This window comes from Shigella sp. FC1661, assembly GCF_001712525.1.
GTDB classification, from domain to species: domain Bacteria; phylum Pseudomonadota; class Gammaproteobacteria; order Enterobacterales; family Enterobacteriaceae; genus Escherichia; species Escherichia coli.
Genome location: NZ_MDGW01000605.1, coordinates 1 through 15210, shown reverse-complemented (window position 1 = coordinate 15210; position 15210 = coordinate 1). Strand labels below are relative to the sequence as shown.

Annotated in this window: 19 protein-coding genes and 1 pseudogene; 14 read left to right on the top strand and 6 right to left on the bottom strand. The window is 51.9% G+C overall.

Features of this window, described 5'->3' with window-relative positions; translation table 11 throughout:
* The coding region (locus BFF42_RS26105; RefSeq protein WP_000567737.1) for a transposase at positions 1-287 on the bottom strand (287 nt) is incomplete at its 3' end.
* A 131-nt stretch (positions 288-418) separates the two neighbouring features.
* Between BFF42_RS26105 and BFF42_RS26100 the strand changes: the two genes are divergently transcribed.
* A complete protein-coding gene (locus BFF42_RS26100; protein WP_001148908.1) occupies positions 419-823 on the top strand; it encodes an OsmC family protein in 405 nt (134 codons plus the stop codon).
* Between the two features lie 54 nt (positions 824-877).
* Here BFF42_RS26100 and BFF42_RS26095 read toward each other — a convergent pair whose 3' ends face one another.
* From BFF42_RS26095 to BFF42_RS26080, 4 genes and pseudogenes are all read right to left on the bottom strand, one after another.
* Entirely contained in the window at positions 878-1747 is an 870-nt protein-coding gene (locus BFF42_RS26095; RefSeq protein ID WP_001274695.1) for a phosphoribulokinase, read from the bottom strand.
* Positions 1748-1800: 53 nt separating this feature from the next.
* Positions 1801-2019, bottom strand: a complete 219-nt coding sequence (locus BFF42_RS26090; protein WP_000907085.1) for a YheU family protein — start codon at positions 2017-2019, stop codon at positions 1801-1803.
* Positions 2013-3034 (bottom strand): annotated as a pseudogene (locus BFF42_RS26085) (hydrolase). The gene BFF42_RS26090 and the pseudogene BFF42_RS26085 overlap by 7 nt, the downstream one beginning before the upstream one ends.
* Positions 3034-4947, bottom strand: coding sequence for an ABC transporter ATP-binding protein (locus tag BFF42_RS26080; RefSeq protein ID WP_000634835.1), 1914 nt, complete (start codon positions 4945-4947; stop codon positions 3034-3036). Before BFF42_RS26080 ends, BFF42_RS26085 begins: the two are co-directional and overlap by 1 nt.
* 125 nt (positions 4948-5072) lie before the next feature.
* On the opposite strand from BFF42_RS26080, the gene kefG reads away from it, so the two are divergent.
* The 4 genes from kefG to slyD all read left to right on the top strand — a co-directional run bounded on the left by kefG (position 5073) and on the right by slyD (position 8324).
* Positions 5073-5624, top strand: coding sequence for a glutathione-regulated potassium-efflux system ancillary protein KefG (kefG, locus tag BFF42_RS26075; protein ID WP_004986770.1), 552 nt, complete (start codon positions 5073-5075; stop codon positions 5622-5624).
* Positions 5624-7429 carry a glutathione-regulated potassium-efflux system protein KefB gene (gene kefB / locus BFF42_RS26070; protein ID WP_000399107.1) on the top strand — a complete coding sequence of 602 codons (1806 nt, stop codon included), beginning with the start codon at positions 5624-5626 and terminating at the stop codon, positions 7427-7429. The genes kefG and kefB overlap by 1 nt, the downstream gene beginning before the upstream one ends.
* 9 nt (positions 7430-7438) lie before the next feature.
* On the top strand, positions 7439-7639 hold the full coding sequence (locus tag BFF42_RS26065) for a YheV family putative zinc ribbon protein (protein ID WP_001007730.1): 201 nt from the start codon (positions 7439-7441) through the stop codon (positions 7637-7639).
* Positions 7640-7733: 94 nt separating this feature from the next.
* Positions 7734-8324, top strand: a complete 591-nt coding sequence (gene slyD / locus BFF42_RS26060) for a peptidylprolyl isomerase (RefSeq protein ID WP_000861334.1) — start codon at positions 7734-7736, stop codon at positions 8322-8324.
* A gap of 48 nt (positions 8325-8372) precedes the next feature.
* Here the strand turns inward: slyD and BFF42_RS26055 are convergent, their stop codons facing one another.
* Positions 8373-8591, bottom strand: coding sequence for a protein SlyX (locus BFF42_RS26055; protein ID WP_001153615.1), 219 nt, complete (start codon positions 8589-8591; stop codon positions 8373-8375).
* Positions 8592-8811: 220 nt separating this feature from the next.
* Between BFF42_RS26055 and fkpA the strand changes: the two genes are divergently transcribed.
* The 9 genes from fkpA to BFF42_RS26010 all read left to right on the top strand — a co-directional run.
* Positions 8812-9624 (top strand): FKBP-type peptidyl-prolyl cis-trans isomerase, encoded by an 813-nt coding sequence (fkpA, locus tag BFF42_RS26050; RefSeq protein WP_000838252.1) that lies wholly within the window; start codon positions 8812-8814, stop codon positions 9622-9624.
* 166 nt (positions 9625-9790) lie between these two features.
* Positions 9791-10513, top strand: coding sequence for a helix-turn-helix transcriptional regulator (locus BFF42_RS26045; RefSeq protein WP_000091466.1), 723 nt, complete (start codon positions 9791-9793; stop codon positions 10511-10513).
* A complete protein-coding gene (tusD, locus tag BFF42_RS26040) occupies positions 10513-10899 on the top strand; it encodes a sulfurtransferase complex subunit TusD (protein ID WP_001209714.1) in 387 nt (128 codons plus the stop codon). Before BFF42_RS26045 ends, tusD begins: the two co-directional genes overlap by 1 nt.
* Positions 10899-11258 (top strand): sulfurtransferase complex subunit TusC, encoded by a 360-nt coding sequence (tusC, locus tag BFF42_RS26035; protein WP_000820720.1) that lies wholly within the window; start codon positions 10899-10901, stop codon positions 11256-11258. Before tusD ends, tusC begins: the two co-directional genes overlap by 1 nt.
* Before the next feature lie 7 nt (positions 11259-11265).
* Positions 11266-11553 (top strand): sulfurtransferase complex subunit TusB, encoded by a 288-nt coding sequence (gene tusB, locus BFF42_RS26030; protein WP_000903377.1) that lies wholly within the window; start codon positions 11266-11268, stop codon positions 11551-11553.
* Positions 11554-11678: 125 nt separating this feature from the next.
* On the top strand, positions 11679-12053 hold the full coding sequence (rpsL, locus tag BFF42_RS26025; RefSeq protein ID WP_000246815.1) for a 30S ribosomal protein S12: 375 nt from the start codon (positions 11679-11681) through the stop codon (positions 12051-12053).
* Positions 12054-12149: 96 nt separating this feature from the next.
* Positions 12150-12620, top strand: coding sequence for a 30S ribosomal protein S7 (gene rpsG / locus BFF42_RS26020; RefSeq protein WP_001138043.1), 471 nt, complete (start codon positions 12150-12152; stop codon positions 12618-12620).
* A 96-nt stretch (positions 12621-12716) separates the two neighbouring features.
* Positions 12717-14831, top strand: coding sequence for an elongation factor G (gene fusA, locus BFF42_RS26015; RefSeq protein WP_000124700.1), 2115 nt, complete (start codon positions 12717-12719; stop codon positions 14829-14831).
* 70 nt (positions 14832-14901) lie between these two features.
* Positions 14902-15210: GTP-binding protein (locus tag BFF42_RS26010; RefSeq protein ID WP_000031690.1), on the top strand; the 309-nt coding region annotated here is incomplete at its 3' end.

Here is a 15210-nt window from a genome sequence, read left to right as displayed (position 1 = left end):
AGTTCATTTTCCATCGTTTTCTTGCCGAGCAGGCGCTGGAGTTCTTTAATCTGCTTCATGGCGGCAGCAAGTTCAGAGGCAGGAACAACCTGTTCTCCGGCGGCCACAGCAGTAAGACTTCCTTCCTGGTATTGCTTACGCCAGAGAAATAACTGGCTGGCTGCTACACCATGTTGCCGGGCAACGAGGGAGACCGTCATCCCCGGTTCAAAGCTCTGCTGAACAATTGCGATCTTTTCCTGTGTGGTACGCCGTCTGCGTTTCTCCGGCCCTAAGACATCAATCATCTGTACTCCAATGACTAGTCTAAAAACTAGTATTAAGACTATCACTTATTTAAGTGATACTGGTTGTCTGGAGATTCAGGGGGCCAGTCTACGTACTCTGTCAGGAAAATTGACGCAGTGGAGTAGCAAAAATGCAAGCGCGAGTGAAGTGGGTCGAAGGGTTAACTTTTCTGGGCGAATCCGCCTCTGGTCATCAGATTTTAATGGACGGCAACTCAGGCGATAAAGCACCAAGTCCGATGGAAATGGTGTTGATGGCGGCGGGGGGTTGCAGTGCCATCGATGTGGTTTCGATCCTGCAAAAAGGGCGTCAGGATGTGGTCGATTGTGAAGTAAAATTGACCTCTGAACGCCGCGAAGAGGCACCACGCCTGTTTACGCACATTAATCTGCATTTTATCGTCACCGGTCGCGACCTGAAAGACGCAGCGGTTGCGCGTGCGGTTGATCTCTCTGCCGAGAAATATTGTTCAGTGGCGTTGATGCTGGAAAAAGCGGTGAATATTACTCACTCGTATGAAGTGGTTGCCGCGTGATTTAACTATCCCGTTGTGAAGCCGGATAGTATTTTATCCGGCGTAATAGCAGAGTTACTCGATTTTCTTTCCTTCCATCAATCGTTGCACCAGCGGCAGCATAATTAATTCCATTGCCAGACCCATTTTGCCGCCCGGTACCACTAACGTATTGATGTGGGAAATGAATGAGCCTTGCAACATCGCCAGCAGCCAGGGGAAATCGATCCCTTCCAGATTACGAAAATGGATCACCACAAAGCTTTCATCCAGCGACGGGATACCTTTTGCCGCGAACGGGTTTGAAGTGTCGACGGTGGGAACGCGCTGGAAGTTAAGATGGGTGCGGGAAAACTGCGGTGTGATGTAGTTGATATAGTCTTCCATTGAACGCACTACTGAGTCCATCACTGCTTCTCGTGAGTGCCCGCGCTCGCTGGTGTCGCGGATCAGTTTTTGAATCCACTCAAGGTTAACGATAGGCACTACGCCGACCAGTAAGTCCACATGCTGCGCAACGTTATGCTGTGGCGTGACTACGCCGCCGTGTAAACCTTCATAAAACAGTACATCAGTGGGTTCTGGTAAAGGTTGCCAGGGGGTGAATGTTCCCGGTACCTGATTCCACGGTACGGCTTCGTCGTAGGTATGCAGATATTTGCGAGATTTCCCTTTGCCGCTCTGACCGTATTCAATGAAGGTTTGTTCCAGCAGGCCGAAGTCGTTCGCTTCGGGGCCGAAGTAGCTGATATGCCGCCCGGCGTCGCGCGCTTTGCGGATCGCCATGTCCATTTCCGGGCGGGTGTAACGGTGAACACTGTCGCCTTCCACCTCAGCTGCATGCAGATTTAACTGCGCGAATATTTTACGAAACGCGAGGCTGGTGGTGGTGGTCCCCGCGCCGCTGGATCCTGTTACCGCAATGACCGGATGTTTGGCAGACATAGTAACTCCATGACTTAGCTATCATTATTATCTCGTCCGCCGACGGTTGCAGGTTATTCGCGAAACTGACTGCGCGGCATAATATTGACCGTTTCGTGCAGCTCCGACCATACCAGCACCGCTTCTCCGCACTGTAGCTGGCGTTTGACGTCGGCGACTTTCTGTTCAAGTGTACGCTCATGTTCACCATAATCGGTGCCTTCACGTAACACAAAGCTTTCAATTAAATTTTCCAGCGTTTCGGGGGAGAGGTCTTGCCACGGAATCAACATGATTTCGCCTCCAGATACGTTGTTAACCAGTCAGGAATGCGTGACTCCAGCCACATTTGCGGATGAAGTAATGTACCGCCAATAAAGCCAACATGACCGCCATGTTCAGTCAGTTGATACTCCACCTGCGAGGGGAGACTTTCCGGTTTCGGGATCACCTGATGATCCATAAACGGATCGTCTTTGGCGTGAATAATCAGCGTCGGTTTGGCGATCCGGTTCAGCATCGGCATGGCGCTACACTGACGATAATAGTCGATAGCGTCGGCGTAGCCGTGAATTCTGGCGGTGATTAGATCGTCAAATTCACGGATGCGACGTACCGATTTTAACTGCGCGAGATTAATCGGCAGCGTTCCGGGGTAGGCTGCCAGCTTGCGCGCGGCATTGGCTTTTAACAGGTTCAGCAAGTAACGCTGATAAACGCGGGAAAAGCCCTTTTCCATATGATAGCTACAGGCTTCCAGCATAAACGGCGCAGAGACAATCACCGCCGCATCAACCGGGAGATCATTGCCTTCCTTTGCCAGCAAACAGGCCAGCATATTACCGCCGAGCGAATAGCCGACGGCAGCCGTTGGCGCATGACCAAATTCGCGTTGCAGCCAGCGTAAAAACCAACTGGCGTCTTCGGTTTCGCCCGAATGGTAAATGCGGTGCATACGGTTTGGTTCACCGCTGCATCCGCGAAAATGCATCACCACGCCCAGCCAGCCGCGCTTTTGCGCCGCCTCAACCAGACCGTGGGCGTAAGGGCTATTGAGACTGCTTCCAGCCCGTGAAATATCACTAAACGCGGTTTATGCCGAGCCTGTGCAGGGGCTTCACTCCACGCGAGATCGACAAAATCGCCGTCGGGCAACTCCAGCCGCTGCCAGTACGGGGTGAATTTCACCTGACGACGAAACAAACGCGGCAGCATAGTTTGTAGATGACAATTGCTAAAGCCGCGCATAGGGGTGAATTCAGCACTGCTGCTGAATTCATTGGCATCGGTCGTCGTTATCTGCGCCATCAGTTGCTTTGGCCTTCCAGCAGCATCTGCTCAAGCTGCTCCTGGGCTTCCAGCCACGCCATTTCGCACTCTTCCAGGCCGGATTTGGCGCTGGCTTGCTGTTGCAGGCAGGCGGTCAACTCCGCTTTACGGCTCTGGTCATACAGTTCGCTGTCGCCGAGTTTCTCTTCCGCCTGCGCCAGTTGCGCGTTCAGCTTCTCCATCTCTTTTTCCAGACGGGCAATCTCTTTACGCAGCGGCTGGGTTTGCGCACGCAGCTCCGCTTCCCGACGCTTCTGATCTTTACGTGCCTGGGCGCTGTTCGCGTTCTCTTTTGGCGCTTCGTCGGTCTGGTTTTCCTGCTTTTGTACGTCGCTCAACCACTGTTGATAATCTTCCAGATCGCCGTCGAACGGTTCGACTTTACGATCGTGAACCAGGTAGAGATCGTCAGTGGTGGAACGCAGCAAATGACGGTCGTGCGAAACGACAACCAGCGCGCCTTCAAACTCGATTAATGCTTCGGTGAGTGCCTGACGCATGTCGAGGTCAAGGTGGTTAGTCGGTTCGTCGAGCAGCAGCAGATTCGGACGCTGCCAGACAATTAATGCCAGCACCAGGCGGGCTTTTTCCCCACCGGAGAAGCGGCGCGTTTCTTCGGTTACTTTATCGCCCTGGAAACCAAAGCCGCCGAGGTAGTCACGCAGTTTTTGTTCCAGCTCCTGCGGCGCTAAACGTGCCAGATGTTGAATAGGTGATTCGTCGGCGCGCAGGTATTCAAGTTGATGCTGGGCGAAGTAGCCGAGCTTGATCCCTTTCGCCAGACCAATTTCACCGCTGACTGGCGCAAGTTCACCGGCTAACAGTTTGATTAATGTCGATTTACCCGCGCCGTTGCGGCCTAACAGACCAATGCGCGAGCCGGGCACCAGGTTCAGTTTAATCGAGTCGAGAATAATGCGATCGCCATAGCCCGCGCTGACTTTTTCCATCTTCAGTAACGGATTTGGCAGGCTTTCCGGCGCGCGGAAGCTAAAGCGGAACGGGTTGTCGACGTGCGCGGGGGCAATCAGCTCCATACGCTCAAGCATCTTAATGCGGCTCTGGGCTTGCTTCGCTTTGGTGGCTTTGGCACGGAAACGGTCGATATAACTTTGCAGATGTGCCACGCGTTCCTGCTGGCTTTCATACATCGCTTGTTGCTGCGCCAGACGGGTGGCGCGCTGTACTTCAAACGAACTGTAGTTGCCGGTGTACTCGAACATGCTTTGTTGTTCGATATGAATAATTTTATCAACGATCGGATCGAGGAAGTCGCGGTCGTGAGAGATCAGGATCAGCGTGCCTTGATAGCTCTTCAACCATTTTTCCAGCCAGATAACGGCATCGAGATCGAGGTGGTTAGTCGGTTCGTCGAGCAGCAGCAAGTCTGAACGGCAAATCAGCGCCTGGGCAAGGTTAAGACGCATACGCCAGCCACCGGAGAAATCACTTACCGGGCGCTCCAGTTGTTCATTGCTGAAACCGAGGCCGTGCAGCAGGCTGGCGGCACGGGAGCGAATACTCCATGCGTCAATAGCATCCAGCTTGCCATGAATGGTCGCAATGGCGTGCCCGTCGTTACGTTCGTTGGCGTCGTGCAGCTGCGCTTCCAGTTGACGATATTCACGGTCGCCGTCAATGACATATTCCAGCGCCGCTTGCGATAACGCCGGCGTTTCCTGATTCACCCACGCCAGTTGCCAGCTTCCCGGAAAGGTGTAGCTGCCGCCGTCGGCGCTGATTTCATTTTTCAGCAATGCCAGCAGGGTAGATTTACCACAGCCGTTTTTACCCACCAGGCCGACTTTCTGCCCAGGGTTGATGGTGGCGGTGGCATTATCCAGCAGGACGCGCACGCCGCGACGAATTTGTAACGAGGAGAAAACAATCATAAGGCGCCGTATGTTCAGACTATGTTAACTTATCATTATGATAATGTATGGGCGAGCTGCCGCACCGGGCGCAATGGTAGCCCAAAACAGCGACTATACACAAAAACCATACCGGGAGGGGGATGATGTCTCAGCCAGCGAAAGTTTTGCTGCTGTATGCCCATCCGGAATCTCAGGACTCGGTGGCAAACCGGGTACTGCTTAAACCGGCCACGCAGCTCAGCAATGTTACCGTGCACGACCTTTACGCGCACTATCCCGATTTTTTTATTGATATCCCCCGTGAGCAGGCATTACTGCGCGAGCACGAGGTGATTGTCTTTCAGCATCCTCTTTATACCTATAGCTGCCCGGCGCTACTGAAAGAGTGGCTGGACCGGGTATTAAGTCGTGGTTTTGCCAGCGGGCCGGGAGGAAACCAACTGGCGGGAAAGTACTGGCGTAACGTGATTACCACCGGCGAGCCGGAAAGTGCTTACCGTTATGACGCGCTGAATCGCTACCCGATGAGCGATGTGCTGCGCCCCTTTGAACTGGCGGCGGGCATGTGCCGGATGCATTGGTTAAGTCCCATCATTATTTACTGGGCGAGACGGCAAAGCGCAAAGGAGCTGGCGAACCACGCCAGAGCCTACGGTGACTGGCTGGCAAATCCGCTGTCTCCAGGAGGCCGCTGATGGAAGGTTCCGATTTTTTACTCGCAGGAGTGCTGTTTCTCTTCGCGGCGGTGGCTGCGGTGCCGTTGGCATCGCGGCTGGGGATTGGCGCTGTGTTGGGATATTTGCTGGCAGGGATTGCAATTGGCCCGTGGGGGCTGGGGTTTATTAGCGACGTCGATGAGATCCTCCACTTTTCGGAACTCGGCGTGGTATTCCTGATGTTTATCATCGGTCTTGAGTTGAATCCCTCCAAACTTTGGCAACTGCGGCGTTCGATTTTTGGCGTAGGCGCGGCACAGGTGCTGTTAAGCGCGGCGTTGCTGGCGGGATTATTGATGCTGACGGATTTCGCCTGGCAGGCGGCGGTGGTCGGTGGCATTGGCCTTGCGATGTCTTCAACTGCAATGGCGTTGCAATTGATGCGTGAGAAAGGGATGAATCGCAGCGAATCCGGCCAGCTCGGGTTTTCGGTTCTGCTGTTTCAGGATCTGGCAGTGATCCCAGCACTGGCGTTAGTGCCGTTGTTGGCGGGGTCGGCAGACGAACATTTCGACTGGATGAAGATCGGCATGAAGGTGCTGGCGTTTGTCGGCATGCTGATTGGTGGGCGCTATTTACTGCGTCCGGTATTCCGCTTTATTGCAGCTTCTGGCGTGCGGGAAGTGTTCACCGCCGCGACGCTGCTGCTGGTGTTGGGTTCCGCATTGTTTATGGATGCGCTGGGGCTGTCGATGGCGCTCGGTACATTTATTGCGGGCGTGCTGCTGGCGGAAAGTGAATATCGCCATGAACTGGAAACGGCTATCGATCCCTTCAAAGGCTTGCTGCTCGGTTTGTTCTTTATCTCTGTCGGCATGTCGCTCAACCTCGGGGTGCTTTATATCCATCTGTTGTGGGTAGTGATAAGCGTGGTTGTGCTGGTGGCGGTGAAAATTCTCGTGCTGTATCTGCTGGCGCGATTGTATGGCGTGCGTAGCTCAGAGCGGATGCAGTTTGCTGGCGTGTTGAGTCAGGGCGGTGAGTTTGCCTTTGTCCTCTTTTCTACCGCTTCTTCACAACGTTTATTCCAGGGCGACCAGATGGCGCTGTTGCTGGTGACGGTGACGCTTTCCATGATGACCACGCCGTTGCTGATGAAGCTGGTGGATAAATGGTTATCCCGCCAGTTTAACGGACCGGAAGAAGAAGACGAAAAACCGTGGGTCAACGATGATAAACCCCAGGTCATTGTCGTGGGCTTCGGGCGTTTTGGTCAGGTGATTGGTCGTTTGCTGATGGCAAATAAAATGCGCATTACCGTGCTGGAGCGGGATATCAGCGCCGTTAACCTGATGCGTAAATATGGCTACAAAGTTTATTACGGCGACGCCACGCAGGTCGATCTATTACGTTCTGCGGGTGCAGAGGCCGCTGAGTCTATCGTCATTACCTGTAACGAGCCGGAAGACACCATGAAGCTGGTGGAAATATGCCAGCAGCACTTTCCGCATTTGCATATTCTTGCGCGAGCGCGCGGACGTGTGGAAGCGCATGAGTTATTACAGGCAGGGGTGACGCAGTTTTCCCGTGAAACATTCTCCAGTGCGTTAGAGCTGGGGCGCAAGACTTTGGTCACGCTTGGGATGCATCCGCATCAGGCGCAGCGGGCGCAACTGCATTTTCGCCGCCTGGATATGCGGATGCTGCGAGAGCTCATCCCAATGCATGCCGATACTGTACAAATTTCTCGCGCCAGGGAAGCCCGACGCGAACTGGAAGAGATTTTCCAGCGTGAAATGCAACAAGAACGACGCCAGCTGGACGGCTGGGATGAATTTGAGTAGAGGGTAAAGATGGCAATCCGAAAACGTTTTATTGCGGGCGCAAAATGCCCGGCCTGTCAGGCACAGGATTCAATGGCGATGTGGCGCGAAAATAATATTGATATTGTTGAATGCGTTAAGTGCGGACATCAGATGCGAGAAGCAGACAAAGAAGCCCGCGATCACGTTCGCAAAGATGAGCAAGTGATCGGGATTTTTCATCCGGACTAGCGATATGCGCCGAGTTTTTTTAAGCTAGTGAGTACACGGCTGCAGAATTCCGCTACAATCTGCGCCACTATTCTTCCCATGCTCAGGAGATATCATGAAAGTAGCAAAAGACCTGGTGGTCAGCCTGGCCTATCAGGTACGTACAGAAGACGGTGTGTTGGTTGATGAGTCTCCGGTGAGTGCGCCGCTGGACTACCTGCATGGTCACGGTTCCCTGATCTCTGGCCTGGAAACGGCGCTGGAAGGTCATGAAGTTGGCGACAAATTTGATGTCGCTGTTGGCGCGAACGACGCTTACGGTCAGTACGACGAAAACCTGGTGCAACGTGTTCCTAAAGACGTATTTATGGGCGTTGATGAACTGCAGGTAGGTATGCGTTTCCTGGCTGAAACCGACCAGGGTCCGGTACCGGTTGAAATCACTGCGGTTGAAGACGATCACGTAGTGGTTGATGGTAACCACATGCTGGCCGGTCAGAACCTGAAATTCAACGTTGAGGTTGTGGCGATTCGTGAAGCGACCGAAGAAGAACTGGCTCATGGTCACGTTCACGGCGCGCACGATCATCACCACGATCACGACCACGACGGTTGCTGCGGCGGTCATGGCCACGATCACGGTCATGAACACGGTGGCGAAGGCTGCTGTGGCGGTAAAGGCAACGGCGGTTGTGGTTGCCACTAATACCGAAAAGGTGACAAAAAAGCGGGGAATCCCCGCTTTTTTTACGCCTCAATAATGTGGCGGTGGCGTTTCTTCAGCCTGCGACGCGATGTTCGACGGCTGGCTGGCTTTTAACTTCTCGGTCAGCAGACGCAGATGATCGCGCAGTTTCGCCATCTCCATTTCATGAGCGGTCACCGTGACGTTCAGTTCTTCAATGGTGATTTCCTGAAAAGCCAGTCGGCTCTCCAGCTCTGCCAGGCGTGCTTCCAATGATAAATCCTGCATGATTCACCTCTTTTGTCGAATGGTTGCCGCGGATTCTACTTAACTTTGCTGCCCGAGACAGCACTCATTTCGCGGTCATCGAAACTAATTTAAACAAAAAGAGTCTGAAAATAGATGATAATAGGGCGTGTCTGTATGTAGATTTGTTCGACAACGCTTTATAGTACCCTTCTGATAATAGTTAACCCTGGGGTGAGATGCCCCGATCCTGGAGATATGGATGAAATCACTGTTTAAAGTAACGCTGCTGGCGACCACAATGGCCGTTGCCCTGCATGCACCAATCACTTTTGCTGCTGAAGCTGCAAAACCTGCTACAACTGCTGACAGCAAAGCAGCGTTCAAAAATGACGATCAGAAATCAGCTTATGCACTGGGTGCTTCGCTGGGTCGTTACATGGAAAACTCTCTTAAAGAACAAGAAAAACTGGGCATCAAACTGGATAAAGATCAGCTGATCGCTGGTGTTCAGGATGCATTTGCTGATAAGAACAAACTCTCCGACCAAGAGATCGAACAGACTCTGCAAGCATTCGAAGCTCGCGTGAAGTCTTCTGCTCAGGCGAAGATGGAAAAAGACGCGGCTGATAACGAAGCAAAAGGTAAAGAGTACCGCGAGAAATTTGCCAAAGAGAAAGGTGTGAAAACCTCTTCAACTGGTCTGGTTTATCAGGTAGTAGAAGCCGGTAAAGGCGAAGCACCGAAAGACAGCGATACTGTTGTAGTGAACTACAAAGGTACGCTGATCGACGGTAAAGAGTTCGACAACTCTTACACCCGTGGTGAACCGCTTTCTTTCCGTCTGGACGGTGTTATCCCGGGTTGGACAGAAGGTCTGAAGAACATCAAGAAAGGCGGTAAGATCAAACTGGTTATTCCACCAGAACTGGCTTACGGCAAAGCGGGTGTTCCGGGGATCCCACCGAATTCTACCCTGGTGTTTGACGTAGAGCTGCTGGATGTGAAACCAGCACCGAAGGCTGATGCAAAGCCGGAAGCTGATGCGAAAGCCGCAGATTCTGCTAAAAAATAAGCATTAAGAACCGCCGCCTGACCAGGCGGCGGTTTTTTTATTACAGGCCGGATATAATTAGTGCTGGAAAGCGGAACCTCCGCTGTATTAATTTAGTTACCCGCATCATTAATGAGCCTGCCCTGAAAAGTTAACGACAGGCTCCTGAAAAGGAGTGTTTTTTTTCATGTCCAGGTCGCTTTTAACCAACGAAACCAGTGAGTTGGATTTACTGGATCAACGTCCTTTCGACCAGACCGATTTTGATATTCTGAAATCCTACGAAGCGGTGGTGGACGGGTTAGCGATGCTTATTGGCTCCCACTGTGAAATCGTTTTGCACTCTTTGCAGGATCTAAAATGTTCAGCCATTCGCATTGCTAACGGTGAACATACAGGCCGGAAGATTGGTTCGCCAATTACTGACCTGGCGCTACGTATGCTGCACGATATGACGGGAGCGGATAGCAGCGTTTCTAAATGCTACTTTACTCGCGCCAAAAGCGGCGTATTAATGAAGTCCCTGACTATCGCGATTCGTAACCGCGAACAGCGTGTAATTGGTCTGCTGTGCATCAATATGAATCTTGATGTTCCCTTCTCGCAGATTATGAGCACTTTTGTGCCGCCAGAAACCCCGGATGTCGGTTCAAGCGTCAACTTTGCCTCTTCTGTTGAAGATCTGGTTACCCAAACGCTGGAGTTCACCATCGAAGAAGTGAATGCCGATCGCAATGTTTCTAATAACGCCAAAAATCGTCAGATCGTGCTGAATCTCTACGAGAAAGGGATCTTCGATATTAAAGATGCGATCAACCAGGTTGCTGACCGCCTGAACATCTCCAAACACACTGTCTATCTCTACATCCGCCAGTTCAAGAGCGGTGATTTCCAGGGGCAAGATAAGTAATGCGTTTTGCCATCGTGGTGACCGGGCCAGCATACGGTACGCAACAGGCGAGTAGTGCTTTTCAGTTTGCGCAGGCGCTGATAGTAGAAGGCCATGAGTTAAGCAGCGTCTTTTTCTATCGGGGAGGGGTCTATAACGCTAACCAATTGACCTCACCGGCAAGTGACGAATTTGACCTTGTGCGCGGCTGGCAACAGTTGAATGCGCAACATGGTGTGGCGCTGAATATCTGCGTAGCGGCAGCGTTACGCCGCGGTATCGTCGATGAAACTGAAGCAGGAAGGCTGGGGCTGGCTTCGTCAAACCTTCAGCCGGGATTTACCTTAAGCGGACTTGGCGCGCTGGCGGAAGCCTCGCTGACCTGTGACAGGGTGGTACAGTTCTGATGAAACGAATTGCGTTTGTTTTTTCTACTGCACCTCATGGTACAGCTGCTGGTCGGGAAGGTTTAGATGCTTTACTGGCAACTTCCGCATTAACTGACGATCTGGCCGTCTTCTTTATTGCTGATGGCGTTTTTCAGCTGCTGTCAGGACAAAAGCCCGATGCAGTGCTGGCGCGTGATTACATTGCCACTTTTAAATTGTTGGGTCTGTACGACATTGAACAGTGCTGGGTTTGTGCGGCTTCACTGCGCGAACGCGGGTTAGATCCGCAGACACCCTTTGTTGTCGAAGCCACGCCGCTCGAAGCAGATGCCTTACGCCGCGAACTCGCCAACTACGATGTTATTTTGAGGTTTTGAGGCGTTTATGCTGCACACGTTACATCGTTCACCCTGGCTGACGGATTTTGCTGCGCTGCTGCGTCTGCTCAGTGAAGGAGACGAACTGCTATTATTGCAAGATGGCGTAACTGCCGCAGTTGACGGTAACCGCTACCTTGAAAGTCTGCGTAATGCCCCCATTAAGGTCTATGCCCTGAACGAAGACCTTATTGCCCGCGGTTTGACTGGTCAAATTTCGAACGACATCATTCCCATTGACTATACTGATTTCGTCAGACTTACGGTTAAGCACTCCAGCCAGATGGCCTGGTGATGGCGGGATCGTTGTATATTTCTTGACACCTTTTCGGCATCGCCCTAAAATTCGGCGTCCTCATATTGTGTGAGGACGTTTTATTACGTGTTTACGAAGCAAAAGCTAAAACCAGGAGCTATTTAATGGCAACAGTTAACCAGCTGGTACGCAAACCACGTGCTCGCAAAGTTGCGAAAAGCAACGTGCCTGCGCTGGAAGCATGCCCGCAAAAACGTGGCGTATGTACTCGTGTATATACTACCACTCCTAAAAAACCGAACTCCGCGCTGCGTAAAGTATGCCGTGTTCGTCTGACTAACGGTTTCGAAGTGACTTCCTACATCGGTGGTGAAGGTCACAACCTGCAGGAGCACTCCGTGATCCTGATCCGTGGCGGTCGTGTTAAAGACCTCCCGGGTGTTCGTTACCACACCGTACGTGGTGCGCTTGACTGCTCCGGCGTTAAAGACCGTAAGCAGGCTCGTTCCAAGTATGGCGTGAAGCGTCCTAAGGCTTAATGGTTCTCCGTTAAGTAAGGCCAAACGTTTTAACTTAAATGTCAAACTAAACTCGTAGAGTTTTGGACAATCCTGAATTAACAACGGAGTATTTCCATGCCACGTCGTCGCGTCATTGGTCAGCGTAAAATTCTGCCGGATCCGAAGTTCGGATCAGAACTGCTGGCTAAATTTGTAAATATCCTGATGGTAGATGGTAAAAAATCTACTGCTGAATCTATCGTATACAGCGCGCTGGAGACCCTGGCTCAGCGCTCTGGTAAATCTGAACTGGAAGCATTCGAAGTAGCTCTCGAAAACGTGCGCCCGACTGTAGAAGTTAAGTCTCGCCGCGTTGGTGGTTCTACTTATCAGGTACCAGTTGAAGTCCGTCCGGTTCGTCGTAATGCTCTGGCAATGCGTTGGATCGTTGAAGCTGCTCGTAAACGCGGTGATAAATCCATGGCTCTGCGCCTGGCGAACGAACTTTCTGATGCTGCAGAAAACAAAGGTACTGCAGTTAAGAAACGTGAAGACGTTCACCGTATGGCCGAAGCCAACAAGGCGTTCGCACACTACCGTTGGTAATCCCTTCGGAGTTTTAGTCACCAGGCGGGCGCTTCCAGTAAGCAGCCCGCTTTGGGCTACTTAAATTGAACGCCTAAAAGATAAACGAGGAAACAAATGGCTCGTACAACACCCATCGCACGCTACCGTAACATCGGTATCAGTGCGCACATCGACGCCGGTAAAACCACTACTACCGAACGTATTCTGTTCTACACCGGTGTAAACCATAAAATAGGTGAAGTTCATGACGGCGCTGCAACCATGGACTGGATGGAGCAGGAGCAGGAACGTGGTATTACCATCACTTCCGCTGCGACTACTGCATTCTGGTCTGGTATGGCTAAGCAGTATGAGCCGCATCGCATCAACATCATCGACACCCCGGGGCACGTTGACTTCACAATCGAAGTAGAACGTTCCATGCGTGTTCTCGATGGTGCGGTAATGGTTTACTGCGCAGTTGGTGGTGTTCAGCCGCAGTCTGAAACCGTATGGCGTCAGGCAAACAAATATAAAGTTCCGCGCATTGCGTTCGTTAACAAAATGGACCGCATGGGTGCGAACTTCCTGAAAGTTGTTAACCAGATCAAAACCCGTCTGGGCGCGAATCCGGTTCCGCTGCAGCTGGCGATTGGTGCTGAAGAACATTTCACCGGTGTTGTTGACCTGGTGAAAATGAAAGCTATTAACTGGAACGACGCTGACCAGGGCGTAACCTTCGAATACGAAGATATCCCGGCAGACATGGTTGAACTGGCTAACGAATGGCACCAGAACCTGATCGAATCCGCAGCTGAAGCTTCTGAAGAGCTGATGGAAAAATACCTGGGTGGTGAAGAACTGACTGAAGCAGAAATCAAAGGTGCTCTGCGTCAGCGCGTTCTGAACAACGAAATCATCCTGGTAACCTGTGGTTCTGCGTTCAAGAACAAAGGTGTTCAGGCGATGCTGGATGCGGTAATTGATTACCTGCCATCCCCGGTTGACGTACCTGCGATCAACGGTATCCTGGACGACGGTAAAGACACTCCGGCTGAACGTCACGCAAGTGATGACGAGCCGTTCTCTGCACTGGCGTTCAAAATCGCTACCGACCCGTTTGTTGGTAACCTGACCTTCTTCCGTGTTTACTCCGGTGTGGTTAACTCTGGTGATACCGTACTGAACTCCGTGAAAGCTGCACGTGAGCGTTTCGGTCGTATCGTTCAGATGCACGCTAACAAACGTGAAGAGATCAAAGAAGTTCGCGCGGGCGACATCGCTGCTGCTATCGGTCTGAAAGACGTAACCACTGGTGACACCCTGTGTGACCCGGATGCGCCGATCATTCTGGAACGTATGGAATTCCCTGAGCCGGTAATCTCCATCGCAGTTGAACCGAAAACCAAAGCTGACCAGGAAAAAATGGGTCTGGCTCTGGGCCGTCTGGCTAAAGAAGACCCGTCTTTCCGTGTATGGACTGACGAAGAATCTAACCAGACAATCATCGCGGGTATGGGCGAACTGCACCTCGACATCATCGTTGACCGTATGAAGCGTGAATTCAACGTTGAAGCGAACGTAGGTAAACCGCAGGTTGCTTACCGTGAAACTATCCGCCAGAAAGTTACCGATGTTGAAGGTAAACACGCGAAACAGTCTGGTGGTCGTGGTCAGTATGGTCATGTTGTTATCGACATGTACCCGCTGGAGCCGGGTTCAAACCCGAAAGGCTACGAGTTCATCAACGACATTAAAGGTGGTGTAATCCCTGGCGAATACATCCCGGCCGTTGATAAAGGTATCCAGGAACAGCTGAAAGCAGGTCCGCTGGCAGGCTACCCGGTAGTAGACATGGGTATTCGTCTGCACTTCGGTTCTTACCATGACGTTGACTCCTCTGAACTGGCGTTTAAACTGGCTGCTTCTATCGCCTTTAAAGAAGGCTTTAAGAAAGCGAAACCAGTTCTGCTTGAGCCGATCATGAAGGTTGAAGTAGAAACTCCGGAAGAGAACACCGGTGACGTTATCGGTGACTTGAGCCGTCGTCGTGGTATGCTCAAAGGTCAGGAATCTGAAGTTACTGGCGTTAAGATCCACGCTGAAGTACCGCTGTCTGAAATGTTCGGATACGCAACTCAGCTGCGTTCTCTGACCAAAGGTCGTGCATCATACACTATGGAATTCCTGAAGTATGATGAAGCGCCGAGTAACGTTGCTCAGGCCGTAATTGAAGCCCGTGGTAAATAAGCCTAAGGGTTAATACCAAAGTCCCGTGCTCTCTCCTGAAGGGGAGAGCACTATAGTAAGGAATATAGCCGTGTCTAAAGAAAAATTTGAACGTACAAAACCGCACGTTAACGTTGGTACTATCGGCCACGTTGACCACGGTAAAACTACTCTGACCGCTGCAATCACCACCGTACTGGCTAAAACCTACGGCGGTGCTGCTCGTGCATTCGACCAGATCGATAACGCGCCGGAAGAAAAAGCTCGTGGTATCACCATCAACACTTCTCACGTTGAATATGACACCCCGACCCGTCACTACGCACACGTAGACTGCCCGGGGCACGCCGACTATGTTAAAAACATGATCACCGGTGCTGCTCAGATGGACGGCGCGATC